The sequence below is a fragment of the Halopiger djelfimassiliensis genome (genome assembly GCF_000455365.1).
Lineage (GTDB): Archaea > Halobacteriota > Halobacteria > Halobacteriales > Natrialbaceae > Halopiger_B > Halopiger_B djelfimassiliensis.
On the sequence record NZ_HG315684.1, the window covers coordinates 962659 to 988471 of the forward strand.

The 25813-nt window shown below is 64.5% G+C and carries 33 protein-coding genes and 1 tRNA gene; 17 read left to right on the forward strand and 17 right to left on the reverse strand.

Annotated elements, in window-relative coordinates; genetic code table 11:
* A partial coding sequence (locus tag TX80_RS04750) for a DUF7509 family protein (protein WP_230198666.1) occupies positions 1-740 on the forward strand: 740 nt, incomplete at its 5' end.
* 31 nt (positions 741-771) lie between these two features.
* Here TX80_RS04750 and TX80_RS04755 read toward each other — a convergent pair.
* The 6 genes from TX80_RS04755 to TX80_RS04780 form a co-directional block, all read right to left on the reverse strand.
* A complete protein-coding gene (locus TX80_RS04755) occupies positions 772-1467 on the reverse strand; it encodes a hypothetical protein (protein WP_049922209.1) in 696 nt (231 codons plus the stop codon).
* A 61-nt stretch (positions 1468-1528) separates the two neighbouring features.
* Positions 1529-2758 carry an MBL fold metallo-hydrolase gene (locus tag TX80_RS04760; RefSeq protein ID WP_049921802.1) on the reverse strand — a complete coding sequence of 410 codons (1230 nt, stop codon included), beginning with the start codon at positions 2756-2758 and terminating at the stop codon, positions 1529-1531.
* A gap of 91 nt (positions 2759-2849) precedes the next feature.
* On the reverse strand, positions 2850-3179 hold the full coding sequence (locus TX80_RS04765; RefSeq protein ID WP_049921803.1) for a hypothetical protein: 330 nt from the start codon (positions 3177-3179) through the stop codon (positions 2850-2852).
* A complete protein-coding gene (locus TX80_RS04770) occupies positions 3172-4125 on the reverse strand; it encodes a hypothetical protein (RefSeq protein WP_049921805.1) in 954 nt (317 codons plus the stop codon). Before TX80_RS04770 ends, TX80_RS04765 begins: the two co-directional genes overlap by 8 nt.
* Positions 4126-4156: 31 nt before the next feature.
* A complete protein-coding gene (locus TX80_RS04775) occupies positions 4157-4864 on the reverse strand; it encodes a TetR/AcrR family transcriptional regulator (protein WP_049921806.1) in 708 nt (235 codons plus the stop codon).
* A gap of 60 nt (positions 4865-4924) precedes the next feature.
* Positions 4925-5209 carry a hypothetical protein gene (locus TX80_RS04780; RefSeq protein WP_049922210.1) on the reverse strand — a complete coding sequence of 95 codons (285 nt, stop codon included), beginning with the start codon at positions 5207-5209 and terminating at the stop codon, positions 4925-4927.
* 161 nt (positions 5210-5370) lie between these two features.
* Here TX80_RS04780 and TX80_RS04785 point away from each other — a divergent pair, with 161 nt between their 5' ends.
* A complete protein-coding gene (locus TX80_RS04785; protein WP_049921807.1) occupies positions 5371-5769 on the forward strand; it encodes a 30S ribosomal protein S6e in 399 nt (132 codons plus the stop codon).
* Positions 5770-5801: 32 nt separating this feature from the next.
* Positions 5802-6248, forward strand: coding sequence for a DUF7112 family protein (locus TX80_RS04790; protein ID WP_049921809.1), 447 nt, complete (start codon positions 5802-5804; stop codon positions 6246-6248).
* Positions 6249-6351: 103 nt separating this feature from the next.
* On the opposite strand, the gene TX80_RS04795 is transcribed toward TX80_RS04790, so the two are convergent.
* Positions 6352-6852, reverse strand: a complete 501-nt coding sequence (locus TX80_RS04795; protein WP_049921811.1) for a helix-turn-helix transcriptional regulator — start codon at positions 6850-6852, stop codon at positions 6352-6354.
* 446 nt (positions 6853-7298) lie between these two features.
* On the opposite strand from TX80_RS04795, the gene TX80_RS04800 reads away from it, so the two are divergent.
* From TX80_RS04800 to solA, 3 genes are all read left to right on the forward strand, one after another.
* Positions 7299-7727 carry a DUF5807 family protein gene (locus TX80_RS04800; protein WP_049921812.1) on the forward strand — a complete coding sequence of 143 codons (429 nt, stop codon included), beginning with the start codon at positions 7299-7301 and terminating at the stop codon, positions 7725-7727.
* 78 nt (positions 7728-7805) lie between these two features.
* Positions 7806-8219: a hypothetical protein gene (locus TX80_RS04805; RefSeq protein WP_049921813.1), complete on the forward strand. Its 414-nt coding sequence runs from the start codon at positions 7806-7808 to the stop codon at positions 8217-8219.
* Positions 8220-8274: 55 nt separating this feature from the next.
* Positions 8275-9405 carry an N-methyl-L-tryptophan oxidase gene (gene solA, locus TX80_RS04810; RefSeq protein ID WP_049921814.1) on the forward strand — a complete coding sequence of 377 codons (1131 nt, stop codon included), beginning with the start codon at positions 8275-8277 and terminating at the stop codon, positions 9403-9405.
* Here solA and TX80_RS04815 read toward each other — a convergent pair.
* The 5 genes from TX80_RS04815 to TX80_RS04830 all read right to left on the reverse strand — a co-directional run bounded on the left by TX80_RS04815 (position 9402) and on the right by TX80_RS04830 (position 13338).
* On the reverse strand, positions 9402-10748 hold the full coding sequence (locus TX80_RS04815; protein ID WP_049921815.1) for a DUF5305 domain-containing protein: 1347 nt from the start codon (positions 10746-10748) through the stop codon (positions 9402-9404). The two genes, solA and TX80_RS04815, sit on opposite strands and share 4 nt — an antisense overlap.
* Positions 10749-10753: 5 nt before the next feature.
* Positions 10754-11896, reverse strand: a complete 1143-nt coding sequence (locus TX80_RS04820) for a signal peptidase I (protein WP_049921816.1) — start codon at positions 11894-11896, stop codon at positions 10754-10756.
* A gap of 164 nt (positions 11897-12060) precedes the next feature.
* The gene (locus TX80_RS19930) at positions 12061-12186 is read right to left on the reverse strand and encodes a hypothetical protein (RefSeq protein ID WP_268258130.1); all 126 of its coding nucleotides are present in this window, start codon (positions 12184-12186) and stop codon (positions 12061-12063) included.
* 2 nt (positions 12187-12188) lie between these two features.
* Positions 12189-12788 (reverse strand): hypothetical protein, encoded by a 600-nt coding sequence (locus tag TX80_RS04825; RefSeq protein WP_049921817.1) that lies wholly within the window; start codon positions 12786-12788, stop codon positions 12189-12191.
* A 13-nt stretch (positions 12789-12801) separates the two neighbouring features.
* On the reverse strand, positions 12802-13338 hold the full coding sequence (locus tag TX80_RS04830) for a DUF1102 domain-containing protein (protein WP_230198667.1): 537 nt from the start codon (positions 13336-13338) through the stop codon (positions 12802-12804).
* A 455-nt stretch (positions 13339-13793) separates the two neighbouring features.
* Here TX80_RS04830 and TX80_RS04835 point away from each other — a divergent pair, with 455 nt between their 5' ends.
* Together TX80_RS04835 and TX80_RS04840 are read left to right on the forward strand one after the other, a co-directional pair.
* Positions 13794-14417 carry a DUF7344 domain-containing protein gene (locus tag TX80_RS04835; protein ID WP_394324875.1) on the forward strand — a complete coding sequence of 208 codons (624 nt, stop codon included), beginning with the start codon at positions 13794-13796 and terminating at the stop codon, positions 14415-14417.
* Between the two features lie 67 nt (positions 14418-14484).
* The gene (locus TX80_RS04840) at positions 14485-15366 is read left to right on the forward strand and encodes a hypothetical protein (RefSeq protein ID WP_049921820.1); all 882 of its coding nucleotides are present in this window, start codon (positions 14485-14487) and stop codon (positions 15364-15366) included.
* A gap of 4 nt (positions 15367-15370) precedes the next feature.
* Here TX80_RS04840 and TX80_RS04845 read toward each other — a convergent pair whose 3' ends face one another.
* Complete coding sequence (locus TX80_RS04845) at positions 15371-16294, reverse strand: LLM class oxidoreductase (RefSeq protein ID WP_049921821.1); 924 nt, start codon at positions 16292-16294, stop codon at positions 15371-15373.
* Positions 16295-16404: 110 nt separating this feature from the next.
* Positions 16405-18378, reverse strand: coding sequence for an aconitate hydratase (locus tag TX80_RS04850; protein WP_049921822.1), 1974 nt, complete (start codon positions 18376-18378; stop codon positions 16405-16407).
* A gap of 227 nt (positions 18379-18605) precedes the next feature.
* Between TX80_RS04850 and TX80_RS04855 the strand changes: the two genes are divergently transcribed.
* Positions 18606-19088, forward strand: coding sequence for a deoxyuridine 5'-triphosphate nucleotidohydrolase (locus TX80_RS04855; RefSeq protein ID WP_049921824.1), 483 nt, complete (start codon positions 18606-18608; stop codon positions 19086-19088).
* A 3-nt stretch (positions 19089-19091) separates the two neighbouring features.
* On the opposite strand, the gene TX80_RS04860 is transcribed toward TX80_RS04855, so the two are convergent.
* A complete protein-coding gene (locus tag TX80_RS04860; protein WP_049921826.1) occupies positions 19092-20051 on the reverse strand; it encodes a permease in 960 nt (319 codons plus the stop codon).
* Between the two features lie 2 nt (positions 20052-20053).
* Positions 20054-20437, reverse strand: coding sequence for an ArsR/SmtB family transcription factor (locus TX80_RS04865; RefSeq protein ID WP_049921827.1), 384 nt, complete (start codon positions 20435-20437; stop codon positions 20054-20056).
* A 407-nt stretch (positions 20438-20844) separates the two neighbouring features.
* On the opposite strand from TX80_RS04865, the gene TX80_RS04870 reads away from it, so the two are divergent.
* The 7 genes from TX80_RS04870 (at position 20845) to TX80_RS04900 (ending at position 24820) form a co-directional block, all read left to right on the forward strand.
* On the forward strand, positions 20845-21399 hold the full coding sequence (locus TX80_RS04870; protein ID WP_049921828.1) for a hypothetical protein: 555 nt from the start codon (positions 20845-20847) through the stop codon (positions 21397-21399).
* Between the two features lie 88 nt (positions 21400-21487).
* Entirely contained in the window at positions 21488-21952 is a 465-nt protein-coding gene (locus tag TX80_RS04875; RefSeq protein WP_049922212.1) for a hypothetical protein, read from the forward strand.
* 103 nt (positions 21953-22055) lie between these two features.
* On the forward strand, positions 22056-22490 hold the full coding sequence (locus TX80_RS04880) for a hypothetical protein (protein WP_049921829.1): 435 nt from the start codon (positions 22056-22058) through the stop codon (positions 22488-22490).
* A 168-nt stretch (positions 22491-22658) separates the two neighbouring features.
* Positions 22659-23558: a phosphogluconate dehydrogenase (NAD(+)-dependent, decarboxylating) gene (gene gnd / locus TX80_RS04885; protein ID WP_049921831.1), complete on the forward strand. Its 900-nt coding sequence runs from the start codon at positions 22659-22661 to the stop codon at positions 23556-23558.
* 288 nt (positions 23559-23846) lie between these two features.
* A complete protein-coding gene (locus TX80_RS04890; RefSeq protein WP_230198668.1) occupies positions 23847-24158 on the forward strand; it encodes a HalOD1 output domain-containing protein in 312 nt (103 codons plus the stop codon).
* Between the two features lie 87 nt (positions 24159-24245).
* Positions 24246-24318: transfer RNA gene (locus tag TX80_RS04895), tRNA-Arg, on the forward strand.
* A gap of 253 nt (positions 24319-24571) precedes the next feature.
* The gene (locus TX80_RS04900; protein WP_049921833.1) at positions 24572-24820 is read left to right on the forward strand and encodes a hypothetical protein; all 249 of its coding nucleotides are present in this window, start codon (positions 24572-24574) and stop codon (positions 24818-24820) included.
* A gap of 307 nt (positions 24821-25127) precedes the next feature.
* Here TX80_RS04900 and TX80_RS04905 read toward each other — a convergent pair whose 3' ends face one another.
* Positions 25128-25322, reverse strand: coding sequence for a hypothetical protein (locus TX80_RS04905; protein WP_230198669.1), 195 nt, complete (start codon positions 25320-25322; stop codon positions 25128-25130).
* Positions 25323-25425: 103 nt separating this feature from the next.
* Between TX80_RS04905 and TX80_RS04910 the strand changes: the two genes are divergently transcribed.
* Positions 25426-25812 (forward strand): DCC1-like thiol-disulfide oxidoreductase family protein, encoded by a 387-nt coding sequence (locus TX80_RS04910; RefSeq protein ID WP_049921834.1) that lies wholly within the window; start codon positions 25426-25428, stop codon positions 25810-25812.
* Position 25813 lies beyond the last annotated feature (1 nt).

Sequence of the window (25813 nt, forward strand, 5' to 3'; positions counted from 1 at the left end):
TGCGGAAATACACGCCGAGCGAGGCGCGATCACTCGTTTTGAGTGAAGCGCCCCCGTCGCCGTTGGAGTACCCCGTCTATCTCATGGGCGCGTATACGCTCGAGAACCTCCGGTACGGCCTCGACCGCGACGACGTTCCCCGTCACTACGACGATCCGCTCGTCGACTATGCACAGGAGACCGACATGAAGGCCGCCCTCGAGACGGTTCGGGATTTCATTCGGGACGAGTACGGGTTCCGCTCCTTTCTGGCAACGGATATCCCGATTCCCACACACGAGGAGGCCGTCGCTCGCGATGATCCCGCGGCTCACGGAATGACGCCGGCGACACAATCGAAACTGTTCGCCGCCGTCAGCAACGCCGTCGTCTTTCTCTTTCCGTATGCCGGCCTCACTGACGGCGTGTCGACCGAACTAGGCGGCGTGAGCGAGTTCCTCGAGCTCTCGGACGAGCTGCCGAGCGAGCCACGGAAGCCACCCGAACGCTGTCTCGTTCTCGAGAACGCCCGGTTCGGAAGCGCGACCGTCGACGAACACAGATACGATTGCAAGATGACCTACGACGAATACCACTATGCGGACGATATCGAACGCTCCCTGAAGAACTTCCTCGACTACGTCTGGGACATCGATCAGCAGTACGATCGTGGCGAATACCCGGTCCACCGACTCCCGGACGACTACCAGTTTCGGGCCTACAAGCCGGAAGAACGGCGAAATACCGATATCCGGATGTAGCGGCGGCGTTGTACACGCCAGCGCGGCTCGGTTACTCCTGTGACGCCAGATACCGCACCACCAGCTGTAGAACGTGGACGAACACGCCGGCGACGGCGATGTAGACGCCGATCGTCTGAAGCGCGATCGACGCGTCGCGGCGATCCCGTACCTGCCAGATCTCGTACCCCAGTCGGAGGAGAAAACCCAGAAAGACGAGGACGAATCCGACCAGCAACGCCGGCTGGACGAACGTGCCGAGCAGGATCGCGACGATCCCGCCGATGAACGAGCCGTTGGCGTACCGTCCCCAGTGTTCGAACGTCGTCGACCGCGCGTAGACGTACCCCGAGATGGCGGCGGTCAGCAGGGCGACGACGATCGTCGTTACACCGAGGATCGGAAGCTGCGCCTCCCGAGGGACAAACCGAAGGACGCCCGCACCGAAGATCCCGAACGCGAACTGCAGGACGACCATCCCGACGAACGCGATTCCCATGTCTCCGCCCTCAACGCCCCGTTCGGCGATCACCTCGCCGCCCATGATCGCAACGCCGTAGACGGCCACGCCGACGATCGGAACCGCGAACAGGTACTCGTTGACCGTCGCCAGCGGCGTCGTCGCGACGACGGACATCAACAGGACGTTGATCGCCATCAGGACGCTTGCCCCGCCGATCACCCGTACGTCCCGGCTCGAGAGTCCGACCCCGCGTTCGGTCTCGTGGGACGTTCCGAAGGAACTCATCGTCCAGTGGTACCCCAGCAACGCGGAAAAAGCTGCTCCAGTTCGGTCACGCCGCGTCGCGTCAGCGTTCCCAGCGGTCGCCGAGTTCGGGGGCGCTCGCCTCGAACCCGTCCGCACGGAGTTCCTCGGCGAAGGCTTCACAGCGGTCGCCGTGACCGACGAGTAGCTCGCTGTCCCGGTAGGACTCCAGAAACGCCAGCACTCCGTCTCGATCCGCGTGTGCCGAGAAGTCGTACTGTTCGACCTGCGCACTGACCGGCATCGTTCGGCCGTCGATCTCGGCGCTTCCGGTCTCGAGCAGGTCGCGGCCGGGCGTTCCCTCGACCTGATAGCCCGTCAGGGTGATCTTGTTCGTCGGGTGTGAGCGGACCGCCGGGACGTAGGTCATCGCGGGACCGCCGTGGAGCATTCCGCTTGTGGTGATGATGGCCGCGTTCCGGTCGGCGATCCGCTTTCGCTGGCCGTCGCGGCCGGTGACGAACCGTGCGTGGGATTTCGCCCGCCGAAGCGCATCCGCGTCGCGGACGTAGTCCGGGTACCGACGCAGCAGTTTCGTAATCCGCTTGCCCATCCCGTCGACGTAACAGGGAACGTCGTGATCCGCACAGAGCAACAGCATCTCCTGTGTCCGCCCGATGGCGAACGCGGGGATGACGACGGTGCCACCCTCCCACAGCGTCGTCTCGACGCTCTCGATGAACTGCGCTTCGACCGTCGCTCGGTCCGCGTGGTCGACGTCCGAGTAGGTGCTCTCGCAGATCACGACATCGGCGTCGGGGCGGGCAGTCGTCCCGGAAACCAACTGCTGATCGGCCGTATGGAAGTCCCCCGTGTATAGCAGTCGGGTCTCGCCGTCGTCGACGAGGACGTGTGCCGAACCGGGGATGTGACCGGCGTCGAAAAACGTCACCTCGTGACCCGCCGCCTCGAACGGCTCCCGGTAGCCGTGGGTCTCCGAAACCTGCGTGACACGCTGGACATCGGTTTCGGTGAACGGACACTGTAGCGTGCCGCCGTGTAGCTGCAGCGTATCCCGCGCGAGCACGAGCGCGAGTTCCCGAGTCGGCGGCGTCCAGTGGATCGGCGGACGGGCGTCACCGCTGAGAAGCGACGGGACGGCCCCGACGTGATCGAGGTGGCCGTGGCTCACCACGACCGCTTCGGGATCGACGTCTCCCGGGTACTGCGGCGGCGACCCCGACTTCACGCCGTAATCGAGCAGGAGTCGATCGTTGACGAGGATCGCGCTCCGGCCGACTTCACGGACACCACCCAGGAACCGAATCTCCATCAGTGAGACGTAGTTAGTCGACCCCTTTGATGTCGTCGGTTACATCAGACGCGGCCGCAAATGCGGCTCCCTCGGGGTCGGGCAGTCGCCGCTACGGCGACGGCGTTCCGTTCGAGGACTCCATCCGAAACCGCGTCAGGCCGACGAGATAGACATCGAGCAGACAGACGATCACCACCGCGAGCGGAACGGCGACGTCGGTGTAGCTGACCGCGTCGAACTGCAGTGCCGTCACGACGAACGGCTCGCCGGGCTTGAGCGCCCCGGACAACGTCCGTGCGCTCAAAAACGCGAGCGCGAGGACGTAGAGACCGAACCAGCTTGCCCCGCGTTTCCACTGGCCGAGATAACAGTGGCCGAGTCCGGCAACGAGCGCCGACAGCGGGTACGCAGGCCATATCGGACGTGTACGCTCACTCATCGGTAGACGGTACGTCCTGAAACGGGATCCGTGTTGCCCTCCTGAGACGTGCTACCGGGGAGCCGTATGGGCCACCCGACGGCTGTGTCTCGCTGACGGACTCCGATCCGACCGGAGTGGCGTCGGTACCGTCGACCCGCCGGGTCAGCCGCGAGAGCGCCTCCCGGGCTCGTTCGAGGTGAGAGGTGACAGCCGAGGGGTCGTGGCGACGAGCCTGGACGGACGCCCATCCGCGGGATGGAGTGTCGCCATCCGCCGATGTCTCGAGCGATTCACGCCCCGTAAGGACGCGAACGGCGGTTTCACGGGGGGCATCGCTCGAGGGGGTGACCGAGAGCGCAGTCGTCAGCGCGTGTCCGTACGCGTCCATCGCCGATCGAACGTCGCTGGTCGCCCCCACGGCGGCCGCTCCGAGCGCGGTCGCGGTTTCGGCAAGCGTCGCCTCGGGTGGACAGTCGGCCGTCCCGGTCGGGCCATCCCCGTCGGTCCACGACAGGAACCGGTGGGAGAGCGCCGTCGAGCCGTCGATCATGATCCGGTACAGTTCGAGCGTCCGGCGATCGGAAACGGGCGCTTCGTCGAGCATCGTGTACGCCGCGGCATGGAGGTAGTCGCTCGCGAGCACGGCCGCGTCGCGGTCGTCGTCGCGGTCGTACCGATCGGTTACCAGCAGGTCGTGTCTGATTCGGGCGTACCCCTCGAAGGACGTGACCGCGTTCGTGACCGGCTCGAGTCGGCGATCGACCGCCCTCGAACCGGATTCCAGCTCGCGGTCGGGGACGGTCTCGGCCCCGACCTCGCCGGCGATCGTACAGAGCGCGACGGGCAGCGACCGATCGTGCGGGGGCAACGCATCGGAGACGATCGCCCGGACCGGCGGTGCCAGTCCGGGGAACGGTCGGTCGACGTGTCCTGTCGTGTCGGACGTGGAGGTGCGTTCGCTCATATCTGGTGGGTGTGACGATCGGTGGGGTCACTCATTCGGGGTCGGTGTCAGTGGTGTCATCGCTGTGCTCGTCGGTTTCGGCGTCGGTCGATCCGGACGGTTCCCCTGGTCGGCGTCGGTCGTCGTTCGGCTGGCGATCGACGGGAAACCGACCCTCCTCCGCGAGCAAGTCCTCGATGATCCGCGCGACGATCGCCGAGCGGACCGCCTCAAGGTAGACGTCACGATCGAGGGTGAGCTGTCTGATCCGCGCGCCGTCCATCGCCGCGAGCAGTAATGCGGCGGTCCGTTCCGGATCGTGGTCGACGAACTCGCCGGTTTCGATGCCTTCCTGCAGGATCTCCGCGAGCAGCCCCCGAAGACGCTCGTCGTTCTCCCGGAGTTGCTCGCGATAGCGCTCGTTGTACGGCGCTTGCGTTCGCAACTCGAGCAAGGCCGTGTGAAACGATTGTCGCTCGTCGTCGGACGATCCGTAGAGAAACCAGTCGATAAACGCAGCCAGCCGCTCGGTTGGGGGCAACTCCTCGGTTTCGGCGACGCGCTCGTCGAACCGCTCGAGGAGGAACTCGAGGAAGTCGGCGACCAGATCCTCCTTGGAGTCGTAATGATAGAACAGGAGCGACTTGCTCTTGTCGGTCCTGTCGGCGATGTCCTGTGCCGTAAGCTCGGTGTAGCCGCGCTCGCACAGGGCATCGTAGGTCGCGCTCATGATCGTTTCTCTGACGTCCGGATCGGTCACTACTGACTTGTTGGTCAGGTACGAATAAAAGGCGTTTCGTTCGCCGGGGCTGTCACGTCGTCAGGACCGATAGCGACCGATCCCGAACTGACCGTAGCCACCGTAGGCGATTTCGAGCGATCCGATCCACCAGTTCCAGCGCTCGGGCGGCGTTCCGTCCGGTGCGTCGGAGAGTTCGTCGATTACGACGTCGGCCGTAAGCGCTGTCCCGACATCGGTCTCGTATCGGCCCGAATCCGCGAGATCGACGGCCTGACGGACGACGACCCGGGACTGTCCCGGCGTCGCATCGAACGCTTCGCGGAGCCGCCGTTCGAGGCGTTCCGGGTCGATGCCGCTGTCCATGGCCGGCGATACGAACTCGAGCACCCTAAATCGGGGGCGTCGAGGGTCGTCCCGGACCCGGAGATGACGGCAAACTCAGCAGGCCCTGTCGGCGTCACGCCCGGGGCGGACGTGGCCGTTGATTCGATGTGTTTTTGAGCGGCGACTGTTTTTTCCCGTGCATGGCAAGTTTCACTGTCGTCGTTGGCGACCCCGAAACCGGGTCGTCGTACCAGCTCGAGGCGGAGGAACAGGACGCAAACCGGTTTATCGGCAAGTCGATCGGCGAGGAGGTCGACGGCGGTGCGGTCGGCCTCGACGGCTACACGCTCGAGATCACCGGCGGCTCCGACGACGCCGGCCGACCGCTCAACCCCGACGTGGCCGGAGCGAACCTGAAAGAGGTCCTGATGGCGGAACGCCAGACGGGATATCACCCCTCGCGTGACGGCGAGCGCCGCCGGATCACGGTCCGGGGCCGCGAGATTTCCGACGCCGTCGCACAGATCAACGCCTCGATCGCCGATCGCGGCAGCACCGACGTCGACGAGCTGCTCGGCGACGGCGAGGACGACGAGTAACGAATCCACCACCGACCCTGCGTTCTCTTCCAATGGCAGACAGAGTCTCGAGCGATCATCCGTCGGTCCGGACGATCCGCTCGACGTGTACGGAGACGGCGACCGGCGTACGACTAGAGATTCCCGCGGACGACCGGGACGTGGTTCCGGCCGAGGAGGTCGTCCGGGTCGTCCTCGACGGGGAGGAACTGTTCGCCCGGATCGAGCGTGCGCTGACGGGCGACGACCTGTCGATTCCCGGGATCTACGAGACACCAGATCTGGCGCGGAAGCCGGGCGGGGCGTCCGATCGGCTCCGCGAGTGGATCGCCGATCACGACATCGCGACCGGCGGCTCGGTGCTGGTCGACGTCGTCGAACCCGACTTCCTCTACGGACTGCGTGAACCCGGGGCGACGGCGTACTACGACGCGTACGAACCACCGAACAAGAGCCTCAGCGACATCGCGTCCGATCTCGAGCGCGACGACGAATCGTAAGCGGCGGTCGACGGAGCGTCGTCACGAGCGGCGGTCGCTACCACCTGTCTCCGAAGGAAAAGAGGGCTAGAATGGAGACCGATTCGAGGGCGGTGATCGTCGCTCAGAGCCGGGGCAAGAACCCGTACAGCAACATCCCGAAGGCCAGATGCTGTACCATCGTCTGCTCGAGGGTCGCACGGACATACTCCTCGTCGGCGAGTGAGTACTCCTTGGTTCGTACCTTCGCGTGCATCGACAGCACGTCGTCTTCTTCGAGGGAGTGCAACGCTGGATAGACAGTACCCGGGCTGAGCTGGGCATCGAAGCAGTGAGAGAGGTCCGTCAGAAGTTCCTCACCGTGGGTTCCGTCGTGTAACGCGATAAGCATCAAGAGCAGTTCCTCGAGGTTCTCCTTGACGATCGACTCGTCGAACTGGACCTCGTCGGTCGGGAGCGAGCCGGTTACTTGCTCCATCAACTCCTCGAGTTCGCGTTCGACGTTTCGAGTGGCGTCCTCGTCCGGTCCGAGCGAAATTTCGTACGATTCCGACGTATCATCCGCAGTTGCCGTCCGCGAGAGTTCCTCGAAGACGGACTCAGTATTGATTGTATCCTCACGCATTGACCATCACCGATGGGGGTGTTCGTGAGTGGACCGCCCTCCCTGCCGGCCACGCACTGCCGGCGGATCAGTGTACGGAACCATTCACGACTACTGAAATTCTGGAACTAACAGGTCTTAAACGGCAGGGAACCAACCGAATCCACACACAATAAATAAATTATCGAGAATTAACATAATAACTGTCTTTCTCGGGAAAGGACGTGACATACAACCCATGGATTGGTTATACTGGTTGTTTATTGGGGGTTGAACCATTATGTATGACTGAATATTCAGTAATAGTCCCAGTTACGAAAATTCATATAAGTGTTTCGGCCATCGGGAAGATGAATGGACGGCGAACCCTATCGTTCGTGACCACTCGTTCGTTCCGCGCGCCGGCATCGGGGGAAGGCGTCGCTCGAATACCGGCCTTTTTCCACCTCGAGCGGGAACGGTCGGCTATGAGTGACCACCGCGAGGAGTTTCTGGCCGGCGACCGGCCCGACGACGTCGCGTTGTTTCTGGCGGAGTCGTACGTCTCCGACGACCGCCTCGAGCAGTTCGGTGAACGTGTCGACGACGGCGTTTTGATCGTCGTCGACGGCGAGCGCGGCCGGAGCGCGTTCCAGGCGGCGACCGGGACCCAGGCGATGGAGTTCGCCAAATCGGCGATGGGACTGGAGGGTGTTGTCGACGACGATCTCGCCGGCGGCCAGTGTCCGGAAGCCCCGACCGACGAGACCCACGCGATACAGTTCGTGTTCGCCTTCGCCGAGGAGCAAAACGAGGACGTCGGCGGTATCTACGCCGAGGGAGACGTGATCCACGCCTATGCACAGTGTACGTGTGGGACGGCGTTTTCGGACCGGTGGACGGTCGCCGACACCTGAGCCAGTGGCTCCGGGGCGAAACCGGAATTCGTTGCCGGGCCGCCAACGTCTTTGCACGCGTCCGTGGTCGCATCGCTGATGACCGATGTGACCGATCCGGACGATCTGGAGTTGAGCGACGCCGAAACGGACGCCCTTCACCACCTGCAACTCGGTATCGAGTACGTCCACCGGGCCTATGGCTCCCTTCTCGAGTTTCATCACGAACTCGGCCACGCGATGGATCGGATGAGCGACGCCGAAGACGCGCTACGGGAGGCCGGCCACGAAGCGTACGCCGACGAACTGCGCGATGACCACCTCCCGTCGGGAGCGGTCAGCGACCAGTGGACCTACGAACTCGTCGCGGAGTTTTCGACGGAGTTTCTCGAGGCGGCCGATGCCTTCGAGGGGACGGTCAGGGACGATCTGGCGGACGGGCTCGATCACGTGACCGAACGCCGCCAGAAGCGACGATTGCGGGAGCGGTCACAGGGGGACGACCGACGATGACCGCCCACGGACGGAGTGAGGAAGCGTTTTCGACGGTCCTGTCGTATCTCACGGTATGACCGATCAACACGATGTCATCGTCCTCGGGGTCGGCGGCATGGGGAGCGCGACGGTCGCCCACCTCGCGGACCGCGGCGTCGACGTCCTCGGCCTCGAGCGTTACGACGTCCCTCATGGCTACGGCTCTTCCCACGGGATTACCCGAATCTTTCGGCTCGCGTACTACGAACACCCCGACTACGTCCCGTTGCTCCGGCGCGCAGCGACCCTCTGGGAGGACCTCGAGAGCGACCACGACCGGCAGTTGCTGTACCGAACCGGCTCGATCGACGCCGGCCCGACGGACGACCCGCTCGTCGAAGGATCGAAACGCTCCTGTGAGGAACACGATCTCGAGTACGAACGCCTCTCGAGCGACGAGTTGACCGACCGGTATCCGGGCTATCGGCTCCCGGACGATTACACCGCGATCTACCAGCCGGACGGCGGGTTTCTCGTCCCGGAGGACTGTATCGTCGCCCACGTCGATCGCGCCCACCGAGCGGGGGCGACGATCCGTGCCCGCGAGCGCGTCGTAAACTGGCAACCGACCGACGACGGCGGCGTCCGCGTCGAAACCGATCACGCCGCCTACGAGGCCGACTCGCTCGTAATCACTGCGGGTGCGTGGGCAGCCCAGTTCGTCGACGCCCTCGACGGAATCGCCGTCCCCGAGCGACAGGTACTCGCGTGGCTTCAGCCCGACGAACCCGAGTACTTCGCTCCCGAGCGGTTCCCCGTCTGGAACCTGCGGGTCCCGGAGGGACGGTTCTACGGCTTTCCGGTACACGGCGTTCCGGGGTTCAAGCTCGGCCGGTACCACCACCGCGAGGAGACGGTCGATCCCGACGCATTCGAGCGCGAGCCGACCCAGGCGGACGAACGCCTGCTTCGCGAGTTCGCGGAGCAGTACTTTCCGGCGGGGGCAGGTCCGACGATGCGCATGGAGACGTGTCTGTTCACGAATACGCCCGACGATCACTTCGTCCTCGATACCCTTCCCGAACATCCGCAGGTCGCCGTCGGAGCCGGCTTTTCGGGCCACGGGTTCAAGTTCGCGAGCGTCGTCGGCGAAATCCTCGCCGACCTCGCCCTCGACGGCGAGACCGACCACGGGATCGAGATGTTCTCGCTGGATCGGTTCTAATTTCCGTCGCTCGAGTTCCCCACACTCCGATCGGTTACGGCCGTTCCCGAGTCCGTTTCCGCGGGTGCCGTCCGGGCTTGCCGAGCGTCGAATCCCGTCGTCCGTCCGCCTTCGTCGCCGTGCTCGATCGTGATCGGGGGTTGATCGCTCTCCGTGCCGGCCTCGCCGATCATCGTCGGCTCGGGTCCGTCGGTCGAGCCGGCGTATTCGGTCTCGAATGTCCCACCCGTCACCTCGCCCTCGTTCGTGCGCTCGAGCGGCGGTGGCTGGTAGACGTACCGTAGATCGTCGTGGGTCACGACGTAGCGTCCCGTCCGTCTATCGTGGACGACCGCGGTCCCGACGTCGATCCCGAACCGGACCAGCGACGAAAGCGACGCCATCTCGACGCGCTGGCCCTCGAGCGCCGTCCGAGGGAGGTCGGCGCGGACGATCACCTCCTCGAACTGCGACCGGTCGGCCCGGTAGGCGAGCCACTCGCGTTCGGCGGCCGTCGGGCGATCGAACCGGACCGTGGCGAGGATGACACCGACGAGTCCGCCGCCCCCGACGGCCACGAGGAGCGGACCGCCGACGGTCCGTGTCGGACCCGGCGATGCGGCGACGGTTTCGGTCCGATACGAGTCGTTCGGTACGTCGTAGTCGTTCTCGTCGTCGATCCGGTACGTCGCCCCGTCGTACTCGACCGTGACGGTGAAGCCGTCCGTGGCACGCCGCTGCTCGCCGTCTATGGTGCCCGTTATCTCGCGGTCGAGTTCGAGACGGATCTCGGTCTCGCCCGGACTCGCATCGAGATCGCGTTCGATCTCGTCGATCCGGGTCCCGACCGCGGAGACGTTGAGATCGAACGCGGCGGTAACCGGGTCGCCGGGAGCGACGTCGTGTTCGGTCACGTTCGCCAGCCGCTCGGTCTCGTACCAGTAGACGGTTCCGTCGTCCGAATCGACGGCCCGATAGCGCAGATCGACCGTGAGCGCGATCGTCACGTTCTCGCCCCGCTCCGCCTCGTACCCGCCGGTAAACGCGCCGTCGACCGTCGGCGTGATCGCCGTGTAGTACAGGGGTTCCTCCTCGAGCACGGTGCCCTCCGGATAGACAGTCGTCGGTTCGGTCACCGTGGCCTCGTGTTCGAGCGATCCGGTCGCGGTCCAGCGGTGTTCGAGTTGTCGGTCGGTCTCCTCGCCCGGGTCGGCATAGGCCCCGTAGCTTACCCACGCACCCGCCGCGAGGACGACGACGAACGCGATCACGATCGCCGTTCGATACTCCCAGAAGCGAGTGCGAAGCCGGAGTCGACGTTCGGCAGTGCCGTTCGTTCCGTCGCGGGTGTCACTCGAGATCATGGATGTTACAACCGTCGTCGGGTCGACCGGCGACCGCGGGCCGACGTTCGCCTCGAACGCGGATCGGCGGGGCCGAGGACGAGCCGACTGAGTCCGTAGGTCGTCCCACCGAGTACCGAGAGGACGGCGACGAACGGGACCCACGGATGGACGCCGTAGAGCGCGTCGATGACCGAAACCGGGAGGACATGCAGGTAGCGGCGCTCGGTGACGGTCGTGGGATAGTGTCCCCGCTCGTCGGGTGCCCTGATCGTGAGACCCACCTCGCGTTCGTCCCGTGGTCCGACCGTCGTCGGCCCGGCGTCGACCGTCGCGTGTTCGCCGCCGGCCTCGACGTACGAGACCACGGGAACGAACCCGCCGTTCGAGACGGGGAAGGGCAACTCCTCGACGGTCCCCTGTTCGATCACCAGCGGCTGCTCGGAGTCGAACTCCGCGCTGATGACGTCGTAGGACTGGGTGCCGGCGGGAACGGTCATCGCCGCCGCCGCGGCGACGACCACGAACAACGCGAAAAGCGCCGAGAGGTGCCGCGGATCGAGCCGCGATTCGTCGCGACCGAACCGCGACTCGAGGGACGGACTGCGCCGCTCCCTGACCGTTTCGACGGCATAGAGCACGGTCGAGAGGCCAAGCAGCAGGAACGGCAGGCCCGACGCTCCGAAGGGGGTCCGCGTTCCCGTCACCGTCGCCAGCCGAGCCTCGACGCGCTCGAGACCGGCGCTTGCCGTCATAACGGCGGTACCAAACCGGGGTACCGTGACGACGTCGCCGTTTACCTGCCAGGCTTCGGCGACGATCCGATCGTCGGTAACCGGCGGTTCGTCGCCGTCCTGATCCGTGACGGGGTTTGCATCCCCGCGAGTTACGTATCCCTGCGGGGTCTCCTCGACGATCCGGTGGGTCGTCAGCCCGCCACCCTGGATCCGTTCGGCCTCGAAGACGACGACGTCACCGGGTTCCGGCTCTCCGGTCAGTTGGCTGGGAATCGCGACGAAGCCGTCGCCGGTTTCGATGGTCGGTTCCATACTCCCCGTTTCGACGAAGCCAAGCAGGATCGGTTGGCCGAGTATCTGTCCCGCGACCATCGCGAGCACAGTCACGAGGACGAGCCCCTGTAGTACCCATCCTGCTCCCCGCCGGATCATTCTTCCACATAAACGAACTCAATAAAATTACTTGTAAGTTTGTGACAGAATAACAGCAAGAACCCGGATTCTGCGAACGGCGACACCGCGGGGCGGCGGCCAACTGCCGCCACGAGTACGGTACTTCTCGAAAACGGCGGGGTGACAGGGACCCCGCAGCCCCATCAACTGGTAAAGAGGCGTTCGAGTTCCGCGTTGATCGTTTCCCGATCGATCTTTTCGCCGTCCAGGTCGAATTCGATTCCTCCCGTTTCTTCGTAATCGCTGAGTGTCGGTGGTTCGTCCGTCATGGTTAGATCGCTTGCGCGGTGATTTCGATTTCGTCCTCGATCTCGACCCCGTCAACCGCGCCTTCGGGGAGTGCAAACGCCAACACGCTGAAGTCGATCTCGTCGCCCGGCGACAGTTCCGAGATCGACATGACGTTCAGGGGCGGTCGCCACGTCAGATCCAGACCGGGTTCGAACCGACCCATATGTGGGACGAGGAACACGCCCAGCAGCCCGTCGAAGCCAAACCGGTCCGCGTCGATGAAGATCAGCGGCGCGACCTCGAGTTCGATCTCCTGGGTCCCCCGGTTCTGTATCCGAAAGAGGTCGGCGATCCCCGTGACTGCGTTCGTGTTCAGTCCTTCACCGCCGGCGATACCGGAGCCGATGTTGTCGTTGTCGCCGGTCAGGTCGATTGCGAGCGCGTCGCTGCCCGTCGTCTCGGCGTAGTTCCCGTTCGGCCCGTTTCCGGGCTGGATACTGAGATACGCGCTGGCGTCGTCCGCGACGGTAACGGCGACGTCACGCTCGGCCTCGACGCTGCTGAACGCGCCGGTGCCGAGGGCGATGCTGCCGCCGGCGGCGAGCGTGCCGACGCTCAGGATGATTTTTCGTCGTTCCATGGCCGGTCACCGATTAGTTCGCCCTCGCGGAGATGATCACCGAATCGAGCAGTTCGTCGCCGTCACCGAGTCCGCTGTCCGTGGTGTCGACCTCGAGACTGACGACTGCGCTGTCGCCCGGACCGAGGGTAACGGCGCTGTCCGAGAGCGACTGACCGTCGTACGCCTCGTCATCGGGGTAGAACCCGACCAGATCCGCATTGTCGCCGACCTTGGAGAGATCGACGTCGACGTCCTGGGTGCCCTGGTTTTCGATGACGAACAGGTCGTCGATCTGCGTAACTGCGTCCGGGTTGAGACCGTCACCGGAAACGGCGTCGTTACTCGGGCTGAGGTCGATCGTCAACGTTCCGCCGTTCCCGTCCCCGGTGACGTAGTCCGCGTTGGCGCCGCCGGCACTTGCGAGTCGGAGGTAGGCGGACGCGTCGTCGGCGACCTGCACGTCGATGTCTCGCGTCGCGGTCACGCTCGTGAACGCACCGGTTCCGACGACCGCTGCTGCTCCCGATGCAAGTGCTCCCATTCCGATGACGAATTTGCGTCGTTGCATAGTTTGAATCACTGATGTCGTTTTCGTTGGCCTCTCTCACGGGCAACACCACGTCAACCCGCGTCGATTCGGCATCATCGATCCCCCGATGGGATCGTATCTCATCGGTGAACGCCATCGGGTATTGTAATACGCTCGTGGAGTCGATCTCAACGTCACGTTCCGTCCGGTCAACCGTCCGCCGACCGATACCGAACCGTAGAATGGGAGGCAGTGACGAGATCCGTGTCGAACGCGCCTCCCGTCCCCAATATCGACTGTTTGACTCGGGTCAACGTCCATTTGAACCGGTTTCGAGACCACTGTCTCCGGTCGCTCGCTCGCCGACTACGGTATTCGGAACGAACACTCGGTCGAACGGATCGACGATCGTCCGCGCAAACCGTCGTCGATTCTCAATTATTTAATCTCCACCGAACACTTTTATTGAAAGAGGGAATACGATTGTATCATATATGGGGGAATCTCACATGGAACTGGCCAAGGGTAACAAACTGTCGAGGCCGAAAACGGAGGCGGGGACGTCCGACGAGACCCTCACGGAGGACGAACTCTTCGAACTGCTCTCGAACCAGCGGCGACGATATATCCTCCACGAACTCATGCGCACGGGGGAACGAATCGACATCGGGACCCTCTCACAGGAGATCGCCGCCTGTGAGGACGGCCTCGATCTCCACCAGGTCACGAGCAGCGATCGCAAACGCGTCTACACCGCTCTTCACCAGTCACACCTGCCGAAAATGGACAAGGCCGGCGTCATCGACTTCGACCGCGACCGGGGAACGGTCGAACCGACGCCGGCCCTCGAGGACGTGGAAATCTACATGGATATCGTTCGCGGGCGCGAAATTCCGTGGGGCGACTACTACCTCGGGCTGACGCTCCTTTCCGGCGCGTTGCTCGTCGCCTCGGCGCTCGCGATCGGTCCGTTCGCGGCGGTGTCGCCCTACGCGTGGTGCGTGTTCGTCGTCGTCACGTTCGGCGTCTCCGCGCTCGCACACCGCTACTACGCCAGACGGAACCGACTCGGGATCGGCAGCGATCCGCCGGGGGTCGAACACACCTACACCGAGTGAACCGCCAGCCACCCGCCGAAGATCCCAGCCACACACGATGAAACGGACACGACGCACGGCACTGGCAATGATCGCCGGTTCGGGCGGTCTCCTCGCAGCCGAGACGTTCGGTTACTCCCGCAGTAGCCCCGAACGGGACGTTCCACTCGACGTCGTCAGCGACGTTGACGCCTATCTCGGGCTAACCGAGGGAACCGAAGACGGCGTCGAAAGCAGCGGCGTCCTGTTCGATGACGGAACGGCCGCTGGCGTACCGCCTGCAACGTTCGCCGTCGCCAACCAGGTGGCCGAGCCGCTTTCGATCGCGCTGACCGTCGACGACCCCTTCCGATTCGACTCGCCCGACGGCGAGGGCGGAACGTTGACCCTCGGCCACGGGGAGACGGATCCGCTCTCACCCGGCGAGGCGCTCGAGCCCGTGACCGTCGACCTCGATCCACGGACGGCCCTCCCGCCGTTCGACGAGCAGGTCACCGGCACCGTCACCATCGAGGGCGACGGCGACGGAACGTCCATCGAGGCCGCCCGCTCGCTCGCGCTCGTCTCGGACGTGTTGCTCACGATCGATCTCACCGGGATCGGGACGGTGCCGGACGTACTGATCGTCCTCCGGAAGCGACGAGCGGACGAGGCGTCCCCGTCGTACGTCGTCGAAACGGTCGACGCCGAAACCGGCGACGCGAACCGGGTACGCGAAGTGAGCTGCCGGCCGAAACCGACGCTGCGGCTGACGTTTCCGGCGGCGACACACCCCGACCTCGAGATCGACGCCTGTCCGCGGGTCGACGTCGATCAGTTCGCGGCCTCGGTGAGTTCCGCGGCGGCCGACGATGGCGACGGCGACGATTCGGCGACCGGCGGCGACGACCCCGCACTCGTCGTCGATCCGGACGTCACGGCGGACGCGACCGACCGGGTCGAACGCATCGACGTACCGCTCGAGGTGTGAGACGCTACAGCGTGGCGAGGATCTCGTCGGCGAACGTCTCGAGCGCCCGCTCGGTGTCGTCGTTCTCGAAACCGACGACGACGTGATCGACGCCGTAGCCTTCGAGTCGCCGGAAGTACTCGCGAAACCACTCGATTCCGGCCCGATACCCCTGATGCAGCGGCTCCGGCCCTGCCGTGGGATCGTCCGCCAGCGCGACGCGAACGGCCATCGCGTACGGCTTCGTGCCGGCGTCGGCCCGCCAGTCCGAGAGGTAGCTCTCGAGGGTGTTCTCGGGCAGCTGGTAAAAGAGCCAGCCGTCGCCGTGCTCGGCGATCCACGCCCGGGACTGGCGGGCGTTCCCGGTCGGCAACAGGGGAACCGTCTCCGTCGTCGGCGACGGCACGACCTCGAGTTCCCCCTCGAGACGCCCCCACTCGCCCTCGAGTTCCGGGAACTCCTCGCGCCAGAGCGTCCGGATTGCGTCGAACCGTTCGCGAAACGCAGCGCCCCGTTCCTCACGGTCGACGCCGAACGCTGCGAATTCGGGATCGCGGTCGCCCGAGGCGACGCCGAGGACGAGTCGGCCGTCCGAGAGCCGATCGACCGTCGCGGCGGATTTCGCCACGTGGATCGGATGTCGGAGCGGAAGGACGATACTTGCGGTCCCGAGCGCGATATCGTCGGTGTGAGCGGCGACGGACGAGAGCCACGGCCAGACGTCGAACGTCTGGCCCGCGTCGCCGAACTTCGGCCAGTACGTCGGCACGTCCCGCGCCCAGAGCCCGTCGAACCCGAGCGATTCGGCGCGGTTCGCGAGGCGCAGTTCCGCATCGATATCCGGCCGCGAACGGGTCGCTCCCGTAAGCGGAAAGCCGATGCCGACGGTCAGTCCGTCCGCCGCGAAGAGCCGTCGAAAGCCAGCGTTCGCGTGTCCGTCAGTCGCCATTCGAACGTGCTACCGGACGCTGCCTGAAGACAGTTTTCCGTTCCTCGAGCGCGGCCGGTCCGGGACCGGGTCACCGAAAAAAGTCGAACGTCGGAGTCTGGCTGTGGCGATCAGTCGTCGGCGGGCGCTGCGCCGCTGCCGCCTTCGGCCTGCTGTTTCGTCCAGGAGAGTTTGCCGCCGGCGGCGAGGATCGACCGCTCGCGCTCGGAAGCGTCGAGCGTGGCGGTGTACTCCTCGTCGCCGTTGACGCGGACGGTGAACTCCTCCTGACCGCTGGTGACGGCGTCGTAGACGTCATCGACGATCTCGATCTCGTCTCCCTGATCGATGTCCTCGTAGGTGTCCTCGTCGATCGTCAGCGGGACGATGCCGAAGTTGAAGAGGTTCGCGCGGTGGATGCGCGCGAAGCTCTGGGCGAGAACCGCTTCGATACCGAGGTACATCGGACACATCGCGGCGTGTTCGCGCGAGGAACCCTGCCCGTAGTTCTCGCCGGCGACGAGGACGCCGCCGTCGGCTTCACGGGCGCGCTCGGCGAAGGTGTCGTCGACGCGCGAGAGGGTAAACTCCGAGAGCTTGTCGATGTTCGACCGGTACATCAGGATGTCCTGGGTCGCAGGAATGATGTGGTCGGTCGTGATGTTGTCCTCCATCTTCAGGAGGGCCTCTCCCTCGATGTCGGCGTCGAGTTCGTCACGCAGCGGGACGTCGCCGATGTTCGGCCCCTTGACGAGCTCGTCGTCGGGCGCTTCGTCGGGCGTGATGAGGTCCGTCTTCGAGCCGGTGTACTCCTCGGGGAGTTCGATACCGGGTGCCTCGAGGTCGCCGAGTTCGTCCGCGAGGTCCCGCGGGTCGACGATTTCGCCTTTGATCGCCGCGGCGGCGGCGACCTCCGGCGAACAGAGGAAGACGTTGTCGTCCTCGATACCCGAGCGGCCCTCGAAGTTGCGGTTGAAGGTCCGCAGCGAGACGGAGTCGGAGGCGGGCACGTGACCGATACCGATACAGGCACCGCAGGTGGCCTCGGAGAAGTTGACGCCGGCGGCCATCATCTCCGCGACCCAGCCCTCGCGGGCGAGCATCTCGGAGGCCTGCTTGGAGCCGGGCGCGACGATCATCTCGGTCGTCGGGTTGACTTCGCGCTCCTCGAGCATCTTCGCGGCCGGGAGGATGTCCTCGTAGCCGCCGTTGGTACAGGAGCCGACGATGACCTGATCGACGTCCTGACCCGCGACCTCGCGGACGGGGACGACGTTGTCGGGCATCGACGGCTGGGCGATCAGCGGCTCCAGATCCGAGAGGTCGACGACGATCTCGTCGTCGTACTCGGCGTCCTCGTCGGGCTGGAGTTCCTCGTACTCGTCGCCGCGGCCGACGCGCTCGAGGTAGTCTTTGGTCTGCTCGTCGGTCGGGAAGATCGACGAGGTCGCGCCGAGCTCGGTGCCCATGTTGGTGATGGTCATGCGCTCGGGCGCGGTCAGGGTCTCGACGCCCGGGCCGGTGTACTCGAGGATCTTGCCGACGCCGCCCTTGACGGACAGCCGCCGGAGTAGTTCGAGGATGACGTCCTTGGCGGTCGCCCACTCGGGGAGTTCGCCCTCGAGGCGCACGTTGACGACTTCGGGCATCTCGATGTAGTAGGGGGCACCGCCCATGGCGACGGTCACGTCGATCCCGCCGGCGCCGATGGCGAGTTCGCCGAGGCCGCCGGGCGTCGGGGTATGGGAGTCCGAACCCAGCAGCGTCTTGCCGGGGGCCGCGAAGTTCTCGCGGTGGACGTTGTGACAGATGCCGTTACCGGGACGGGAGAAGTAAGCGCCGTAGGTACCGGCTGCAGAACGCAGGAAACGGTGGTCGTCGGTGTTCTTAAAGTCGAACTGGTAGGTCTGGTGGTCGCAGTACTGGGCGGCGATCTCGGTCTGGACTTCGTCCAGCCCCATCGCTTCGAACTGGAGCCAGACCATCGTACCGGTCGTGTCCTGGGTCAGCACCTGATCGATCTCGATCCCGATTTCCTCGCCGGTCTCGAGTTCGCCCTCGACGAGGTGGTCATCGAGGATTTTTTCGGTGAGAGTTTGTCCCATAGCACCCGAAACTCGGCCGTCCGTCCTGATAAATCCAGCGTGTTTCTATAGGGAACGACCATGTCAATCCCGACCAAGCTGGGAGCTTTCGCGTAATTTTTGCCGTCGAAGTGGACGTTCGTCGAGCGCCGAACGAGGGCGTCTGCGGACCGTCGCGACGCCGCCGAACGACCGGTGGGCAGGCGCGAACGGATACGTTTTTCTCCGTTCCAGAGCGTTGCACCGATATGTTCCGTTCCGGTGCGTTCGTTGCCGATCACGTCTCGCCGACGACCGACGAGCAGATCCAGCCAAACGGCGTCGATCTCACCCTCGATATCGTCTTCGAGCAGCTAGAACCGGGCCGGATCCGCCGCGATGGGAAACAGATCGGCGATCGCGTCGCCCGCCCGCTCGAGGAACTCGAGCAGAAAGCACCCGACACCTACTACCTGCCCGAAGGGGCCTACGTCGCGCGGTACAACGAGCGCATCGAGATCCCCGAGGGTCATATCGGCTTCGTCTACCCGCGTTCGTCGTTGATGCGCAACTCCTGTATGCTCAACACGGCGGTGTGGGACGCAGGCTACGAGGGCCGGGGCGAAGGCCTGTTGCAGGTCCATCACGACATCGAAATCGAACGCGGTGCCCGGATCGCGCAACTGGTGTTCGCCGAAGCCAACCACGAAGACAGCTACGACGGCAGTTATCAGGGCGAAAACCTCGAGTAACGGTTACACGACGAGATGGTTGAAGACGAGTCCGACGGCAATGCCGATCGTTACGACGGTGCCAGCGTAGACGAGGAGGAGTCGGCGTTCGAACAGTTTGTTGAGCAGGATCAGGTTCGGGAGACTCACGCCAGCGCCGCCGATGACGAACGCCAGCACGGTTCCGATAGCGATTCCCTGTTCGCTGAGGGACGCTGCGAGCGCCAACATTCCGCTGAGGCTCATGTAGACCGGTGCGCCGACGAGTGCAGCAAGCGGCACGGCAAGCGAGTTCTCGGCTCCGAGGACGGCATGGAGGAGCCGTCGCGGAACGACGCCGTGGATAAGGGCGCCGATCGTCATCCCGAGGACGAGATACGGCAGCGTTTCGACGAAGAACGACCACGCCTCGCGTGCGGCCGCCTCGATCCGCCGTCTGTGCGTTCCGGAAGCGGACGGACGGTGGCCGTTACAGCAGTCGGCCGTCCCGCCGTCGGTCGCGGCGGCGGGGTTCGTTCCGGCCGTCAGCTGCACGTCTTTGACGTGCCCAGCAAGGCCCAAGCGCCCGATAACGATACCCCCGATGATGGACGCGAGAAGCGTTACACTGACGTACCAGACGGTTATTTCGAGGCCGAACAGACCGAGTAGCAACGTGACCGCGATCCAGTTGACGAGCGGCGACGCGAGGAGAAACGAAAACGCCACCCCGAGCGGTGCACCGGCCTGAAGGAGTCCGGCCAGAACGGGCACAGTCGAACACGAACAAAACGGCGTGACCGCGCCGAGTCCGGCAGCAGCCACGTTGCCGGTCCCCTCGTCGTGACCACGAAGTTTCCGTTCGACTCGCTCCGGTGGGAGATACTCCCGTGCGAGACCGACGATGAACGACGCGCCGATGAAAAGCGGCACGAGGACGACTCCGAGATGGAGAAAGTAGTTCCACGAATCCAGTAGACCACGCCACAGCTCCGGCGGCACCATCCCTAGCTCTCCTCCTGAACCGCGTGACCGAGATCGAGCAGTTCGAAGACTGCGGTATCGGCGATCCGGTAGTAACTCCACTTGCCCTTCTTGCGTGATTTGACCAGCCCCGCTTCTTTCAGCTTCCTGAGGTGTGTGGCGACCGTCGATTGCGGTGCGTCGAGGACGACCTGTAACTCACAGCCACAGCACTCGGACTCCCGAAGCGCACTGAGAAGTCGGAGACGGTCTTCGTTCCCCAGCGCTTTGAAGACGGCCGCCTGACCGGCGACGTCTCGTTCTTCCGAGCCGAGTTCTTGCAGGTCAGCGACCCGTTCGTCGGGATCGTCGTACAGTCGCTCGAGCGCGTCGTACGCTTCGTCGGGCGGTGATCCGTGTTCGGACATATTGTATTTTTTCGGTTCGTTTATTGCTCACAGCAGCTTCCGGTCTCGGATCCGGCACGCTCGAATTCCGATTTCTCGATATGAGTATCACAGCAACCCGAACCACCATCCGGACTATAGCGGTCATAAAGGCGGCTCCACGCTTTGGAAAGGATGTTCGCTCCAACCATATCGAATTGTATATTTCCGATCTATATAAACCTAGGGTCAGCATCGAGGCTTCAATAAGGAACAACCGTATCGAGATGCTACGATCTATTCTCGAGATCCGAGGTCGGGTCCCCTGATTGACGGTGGCGAGGGCGGCGTTCCCACAGTTCAGTGTGTCTCGAGCGCTGTGACTGGGCGGCTGAAAGCGGAGCGCCAGTCGCGTATCGTTTTCCTCGCTGGGGCCGTACGTCGGACCGATGATGGCGACCACACACGCGTTCGCCGGACTCACCCTCGTGGCCCCGATCGCTGCCGTCGTCCCCGAGTTCGGCGTGCCACTGGCCGTCGGTGCGCTCCTCGGTGGGCTCGCACCCGACGTCGATCTCGCCCTCGAGCACCGCCGAACCTTCCACTTCCCCGTGGCTGGGCTCGCGGTGGCCGTCCCGACGGCGGTTCTCGCGGTGACGCGTCCGTCGGCGGAAACGGTCGCGGTCGCAGCGTTTGCCGGCACCGCGTGGCTGCACGCCGCAAGCGACGCGGTCGGCGGCGGTCCCGAACTGGACCCGTGGAACAACGGCAGCGACCGGGCCGTCTACGATCACGTTCGCGGCCGGTGGGTCCGACCGCGACGGTGGATCCGGTACGACGGCGCACCCGAAGACGCCGCCGTCGCCATCGTCCTCGCGATCCCCCCACTGGTCGTCTTCGACGGCTGGCTCGATGCCGTCGTGCTCGGCGGCACCGCCGTCTCGATCGGCTATGCACTCGTTCGGCGTCGGCTCGTCGCCTGGACGCCGGACTGGCTCGAGTGACCCGCCGGCCGTCACGTTTTTCCGGCCGCCGGCCCCCGATCGGCCGGAAGTCGGAACGCTGATACCATCCCTCTCCGAGAAATCCGGTATGATCGATACGTTCCTCGCACAGGCGGTCCATCTAGTGTTTGCTGCGATCTGGGCCGGCAGCGTCTTCTACGTCGCCTTTGTCGTGTTACCGCTGGCCCGTGACGGGGCGTTCAACACGACGAAGCCGCTCGAAGCGATCTCGGGAAAGCTGACGTTGATCTCGCGGACGAGCGCGCTCGTCCTGTTGCTCACCGGCGGCTACCTCGCCGAGAGCCACTACACGTCGGAGACGCTCGTCAACACGCCGAACGGGCACCTCGTGCTCTCGATGGTCGCGCTCTGGCTGCTTCTGGCCGGCCTCGTCGAGGTCGGGGCGAAGCGACTCGAGGCCGGACTCAACGGAAAGAAACTCCGCGAACCCGCCGCCGACGCGCTCGGACTGTACCGGGCGGCGGCGATCGTCGGAATCGCGCTGCTCGTGGTCGGCGGCGCGATTACGTCGAACCTCGCCGCGGCGCTGTAACCGGCGTCGCTGCCGCCGTTGAACGGTTGTTCGCCGACGAACCTCTCGGAAACGAACGTTCTTGCGAAAGATACTTAGTCGGTTGCTGTAACGTACTCTCATAATGCTCAGGGGGAAAGACGTGGCACTGTCGCTGCTCGCGGTCGGGACGGCCGCAGCCGCCGGCTACGTGCTCAGTGCGAACCGATCACGGGACACCGACGCGTGCTCGAAGGCCGATCTCGGGGCGCGCGTCGTCGGCCGGGCTGACGTCCCCGACGACGCGACCGTCGTGGCAGCCACCTCCCGACAACTGGACGAAATCCCCGGCGCACGACGCGCGATCGACCGGGCCGTCCGTAACGACGCCCGCGAGGAGTGGGAGCACGTCACACTCGAGCGCGACGGTGCCTGGTCGGTCGTCGACGCCGTCCGTGAGTCGCTGCCGTACTACGATGGGAGCGACGATCGGTACAACGGGGTCTACGTTCGGTACAGGGATCGGATCGTCGTCCTCGACGCGATCGGCTGGGCCCGCCTCGAAGAGCCGCTTTACTGATCCGTCGACTCGCGTTCGGGCTCGCGCGATCCGTTCGGCGGTTTCGGCTGCCTCACCGTTTTCGTCCCCTGTGGCGTCCGATATCACACGCGACCCCGAGGCACCGCCTACCGGCGGGGACGAACGAGAATCACAACCACTACCTCATCCCCCCGCGGAACTCCCGCTATGCAACTGGGCGTAATCGGACTCGGACGCATGGGACAGATCGTCGTCGACCGCGTCCTCGATGCGGGGCACGACGTCGTCGCCTTCGACCTCGAGCCGGAGGCGGTCGCGACGGCTGCCGATGCCGGAGCCGAGCCGGCCGACTCGATTCCGGACCTCGTGGCTCGACTCGACGGACCCAAGCGGATCTGGCTGATGGTCCCCGCCGGTGAGGCCGTCGACGCCGCGCTCGAGGAACTCGAGTCGCATCTCGACGCGGACGACATCGTCGTCGACGGTGGCAACTCCTACTTCGAGGATTCGGTTCGACGGGCACAGTCCTGTCCCGCGGCGTATCTCGACTGTGGGACCTCCGGCGGTCCCGCCGGCGCGGAACTCGGCTTCTCGCTGATGATCGGCGGCCCCGAACGCGCCTACGATGAGCTTACGCCGATCTTTGATGCCGTCGCGACCGGCCCGGACGGCCATGAACACATGGGTCCCGCGGGGTCGGGCCACTACGTCAAGATGGTCCACAACGGCGTCGAGTACGCCCTCATGCAGGCCTACGGCGAGGGCTTCGAGTTGCTCCACGAGGGCCGGTACGACCTCGATCTCGAGGACGTCGCCTCGGTCTGGAACAACGGGGCCGTGATCCGCTCGTGGCTGCTGGAACTGTGCGAGGAGGCGTTCCGGGAGGAGGGAACCGACCTCGGAGACGTCGCCGATCGCGTCGAGGGTGGATCGACCGGCACCTGGACCGTTCAGGAAGCGCTCGAGCAGGAGGTGCCGCTGCCGTTGATCTACACCTCGCTGTCCGAACGGTTCGGTTCCCGGGCCGAGAACGGACGCTTCTCCCGGCGGCTGGCAAACCGCCTCCGGTACGGCTTCGGTCGCCACGAAATCCAGCGGCGGGAGTAGCCCGACCGGACTCGAGACGAGGCAGTAGTTCGTGAATGGAGGCCTTCGACCCCAGTTCGATAACTGCTGCAAAGCCGGCACTGGGTCCCGCGGGTCGGTCCGGACACGGACGATCGTCCGACCGCCGAAGGAAACACCTATAGTAGCGTCCGCTGTACCCGGTGACAGCACCGCGGTAGCAGTCTCGTCGTCTGAACGGTCCGGCGAAACGGACCCTTCATTTCTCCGGTTGACGGCGATCGGAATATTGAGTTACCTTCTTTACTCCCGGTCACGTCACCAGTAGTTATGAAATCACAGCACTCGATGACGGTGGCGGCCACGAACCAACGACGACCCAGTATGGCCGTCATCGACCTCGTTGCCCGCGCCGACGGGGCCGACCCTATCGACCTCGAACCGCTCTACAACGCGATCGATCCCGACGTTCTCGATACCGTCTGTGATTCCGACTCCGGGTTCACCAGCCTCGAGTTCGAGTATCAGGGCCACACCGTCTCCGTCGAAGCGTCCGACGGCACCCTCGAGATCAGCCTCGAAGACGCCGGATTCGCGACCGATGGGACCCGCTCCGTCGCCGATACCGAATCCTCCACGTAGCCGCCCGGATTCCGCCACAGCGCTCGAGCACCCGCTGCCGACGAAAAAGGGAACCGTTTTGATGACGACCGTCCTATTCCCACTCGAGGGCGCGTAGCTCAGTGGACAGAGTTCTTGGTTCCGGACCAAGATGTCGGGGGTTCAAATCCCTCCGCGCCCGTGCAGCGCGGAACGCGGTGACGAGCGAACCGGCACGGGGATTTGAAGCAGAGAACGGCGAGTGAAGCGAGCCGTTCACGTGGTTCAAATCCCTCCGCGCCCGCTCTGCTTCCCCGCGTTTTGGGACTGCTGTTTATCGGCAGGAGACGCTTCGGGAGGGATGTCTCCGCCCGTTTCGGATGGGCAACGTGGTCGCTCCGAATCGGACTCGAGCAACCGCTACGTTTTTATTTCTGATATGAGCAGTTCAGTATATGGAATCCCTTCTGTTCAAGCTTCTCACGGATATCTTCGTCGACCCGCTGATCGAGTATTTCTATCATGGGCTGACGCTTACACGAATCGTCACACGCCTCATCTCCGGTATTGTACTCCTGACAGGGACTTACCTCGCTTTGTTCGAACCCGCACCCCTCTCTTATCTTGGCTGGGGTCTCGTTATTCCGGCCTCGCTCTTCGTCGTCTACGATATGTTCACAGTCAACAGGCATATACGAGACTAGATCCGGGTCGTCGCTCCGTACCACCGATCCGTCTCCGTATTGACCACCTCCCGCGCCTGAAGACGCGGGAACCCCGCCACGGGATTTCAGGCCGAGTACAATGGCCCTGTGGTTTCAAGACGCATATGTTCCACGCGTCGACTGCTTGGTTTCAGCATCGGCTTGGCTGTCTTGTGGCGCGGTCAAACGCGCCCCATCCTCAGCCGAACCACATCCGCCGGGGCGGTGACGTCCGTCGCGTTCGTCTCGCCGAACCGTTCCACGCACTGCCGGTTCGGCTCGAGGGGAAAGACGCCGACGAGTCCCGCTACGGAGAACCCAGTACGCCGATCTCGAGTTCGTCGAGGATGCCGGCGAGCAGGCTACACGTACCGGCCACGGCGAGACCGACGCCGATGAGCCACGGCGTCGCTCCCCAGTCGGAAAGCGCCGCGATCCAGAGCCCGGAGACGAGACAGCCGCCGCCGGCGACGAGCAGCGTGACGAACCGTTCGATGGCCATATCGGTCGTTTCCGGGCCACGGAACAAGTATCTCGGCGGTTCGAACGCGTCGGCTCCGGAAAGCCGCAGTCAGATGTTTGTGAATCAAGCCCGTTGATCCGACATGGAACCGACGTTCGTCTACGATGACGATTGCGGGTTTTGCACGTGGTGGGCCGACTTCTTCGCCGACCGGACGTCGCTCCGGATCGTCGGGTTCAGCGAGCTCTCGCCGGAACTGCGCGAACGGCTGCCCGAGTACTACGAGGAGTGTTCGCATCTGGTGACCGACCGCAGGGTGTACTCCTGTGGCGCGTCGATCGAACAGGCGCTCGCTCGCTCCGATATCGGCGGCTCCGTCGACGACATGCTTCGGTTCCTTCGGAACTTCGAGGACTACGAGCGGTTCCGCGAGCGCGGCTACCGATGGGTAGCGGACAACCGTGATCTGTGGGGCCGGGTCCTGTCGAAGACGCCGCCGGTGAGACGGGACTCGAGCGACCGACGCTGAC

What these genes read in the sequence shown, in the direction of transcription:
- TX80_RS04755 (WP_049922209.1), bottom strand. Translation starts at nt 1,467, where the DNA reads ATGAGTTCCTTCGGAACGTCCCACGAGACCGAACGCGGGGTCGGACTC.
- TX80_RS04760 (WP_049921802.1), bottom strand. Translation starts at nt 2,758, where the DNA reads ATGGAGATTCGGTTCCTGGGTGGTGTCCGTGAAGTCGGCCGGAGCGCG.
- TX80_RS04765 (WP_049921803.1), bottom strand. Translation starts at nt 3,179, where the DNA reads ATGAGTGAGCGTACACGTCCGATATGGCCTGCGTACCCGCTGTCGGCG.
- TX80_RS04770 (WP_049921805.1), bottom strand. Translation starts at nt 4,125, where the DNA reads ATGAGCGAACGCACCTCCACGTCCGACACGACAGGACACGTCGACCGA.
- TX80_RS04780 (WP_049922210.1), bottom strand. Translation starts at nt 5,209, where the DNA reads ATGGACAGCGGCATCGACCCGGAACGCCTCGAACGGCGGCTCCGCGAA.
- TX80_RS04785 (WP_049921807.1), top strand. Translation starts at nt 5,371, where the DNA reads ATGGCAAGTTTCACTGTCGTCGTTGGCGACCCCGAAACCGGGTCGTCG.
- TX80_RS04790 (WP_049921809.1), top strand. Translation starts at nt 5,802, where the DNA reads ATGGCAGACAGAGTCTCGAGCGATCATCCGTCGGTCCGGACGATCCGC.
- TX80_RS04795 (WP_049921811.1), bottom strand. Translation starts at nt 6,852, where the DNA reads ATGCGTGAGGATACAATCAATACTGAGTCCGTCTTCGAGGAACTCTCG.
- TX80_RS04800 (WP_049921812.1), top strand. Translation starts at nt 7,299, where the DNA reads ATGAGTGACCACCGCGAGGAGTTTCTGGCCGGCGACCGGCCCGACGAC.
- TX80_RS04805 (WP_049921813.1), top strand. Translation starts at nt 7,806, where the DNA reads ATGACCGATGTGACCGATCCGGACGATCTGGAGTTGAGCGACGCCGAA.
- solA (WP_049921814.1), top strand. Translation starts at nt 8,275, where the DNA reads ATGACCGATCAACACGATGTCATCGTCCTCGGGGTCGGCGGCATGGGG.
- TX80_RS04815 (WP_049921815.1), bottom strand. Translation starts at nt 10,748, where the DNA reads ATGATCTCGAGTGACACCCGCGACGGAACGAACGGCACTGCCGAACGT.
- TX80_RS04820 (WP_049921816.1), bottom strand. Translation starts at nt 11,896, where the DNA reads ATGATCCGGCGGGGAGCAGGATGGGTACTACAGGGGCTCGTCCTCGTG.
- TX80_RS19930 (WP_268258130.1), bottom strand. Translation starts at nt 12,186, where the DNA reads ATGACGGACGAACCACCGACACTCAGCGATTACGAAGAAACGGGAGGA.
- TX80_RS04825 (WP_049921817.1), bottom strand. Translation starts at nt 12,788, where the DNA reads ATGGAACGACGAAAAATCATCCTGAGCGTCGGCACGCTCGCCGCCGGC.
- TX80_RS04830 (WP_230198667.1), bottom strand. Translation starts at nt 13,338, where the DNA reads ATGCAACGACGCAAATTCGTCATCGGAATGGGAGCACTTGCATCGGGA.
- TX80_RS04835 (WP_394324875.1), top strand. Translation starts at nt 13,794, where the DNA reads ATGGGGGAATCTCACATGGAACTGGCCAAGGGTAACAAACTGTCGAGG.
- TX80_RS04840 (WP_049921820.1), top strand. Translation starts at nt 14,485, where the DNA reads ATGATCGCCGGTTCGGGCGGTCTCCTCGCAGCCGAGACGTTCGGTTAC.
- TX80_RS04845 (WP_049921821.1), bottom strand. Translation starts at nt 16,294, where the DNA reads ATGGCGACTGACGGACACGCGAACGCTGGCTTTCGACGGCTCTTCGCG.
- TX80_RS04850 (WP_049921822.1), bottom strand. Translation starts at nt 18,378, where the DNA reads ATGGGACAAACTCTCACCGAAAAAATCCTCGATGACCACCTCGTCGAG.
- TX80_RS04855 (WP_049921824.1), top strand. Translation starts at nt 18,606, where the DNA reads ATGTTCCGTTCCGGTGCGTTCGTTGCCGATCACGTCTCGCCGACGACC.
- TX80_RS04860 (WP_049921826.1), bottom strand. Translation starts at nt 20,051, where the DNA reads ATGGTGCCGCCGGAGCTGTGGCGTGGTCTACTGGATTCGTGGAACTAC.
- TX80_RS04865 (WP_049921827.1), bottom strand. Translation starts at nt 20,437, where the DNA reads ATGTCCGAACACGGATCACCGCCCGACGAAGCGTACGACGCGCTCGAG.
- TX80_RS04870 (WP_049921828.1), top strand. Translation starts at nt 20,845, where the DNA reads ATGATGGCGACCACACACGCGTTCGCCGGACTCACCCTCGTGGCCCCG.
- TX80_RS04875 (WP_049922212.1), top strand. Translation starts at nt 21,488, where the DNA reads ATGATCGATACGTTCCTCGCACAGGCGGTCCATCTAGTGTTTGCTGCG.
- TX80_RS04880 (WP_049921829.1), top strand. Translation starts at nt 22,056, where the DNA reads ATGCTCAGGGGGAAAGACGTGGCACTGTCGCTGCTCGCGGTCGGGACG.
- gnd (WP_049921831.1), top strand. Translation starts at nt 22,659, where the DNA reads ATGCAACTGGGCGTAATCGGACTCGGACGCATGGGACAGATCGTCGTC.
- TX80_RS04890 (WP_230198668.1), top strand. Translation starts at nt 23,847, where the DNA reads ATGAAATCACAGCACTCGATGACGGTGGCGGCCACGAACCAACGACGA.
- TX80_RS04900 (WP_049921833.1), top strand. Translation starts at nt 24,572, where the DNA reads ATGGAATCCCTTCTGTTCAAGCTTCTCACGGATATCTTCGTCGACCCG.
- TX80_RS04905 (WP_230198669.1), bottom strand. Translation starts at nt 25,322, where the DNA reads ATGGCCATCGAACGGTTCGTCACGCTGCTCGTCGCCGGCGGCGGCTGT.
- TX80_RS04910 (WP_049921834.1), top strand. Translation starts at nt 25,426, where the DNA reads ATGGAACCGACGTTCGTCTACGATGACGATTGCGGGTTTTGCACGTGG.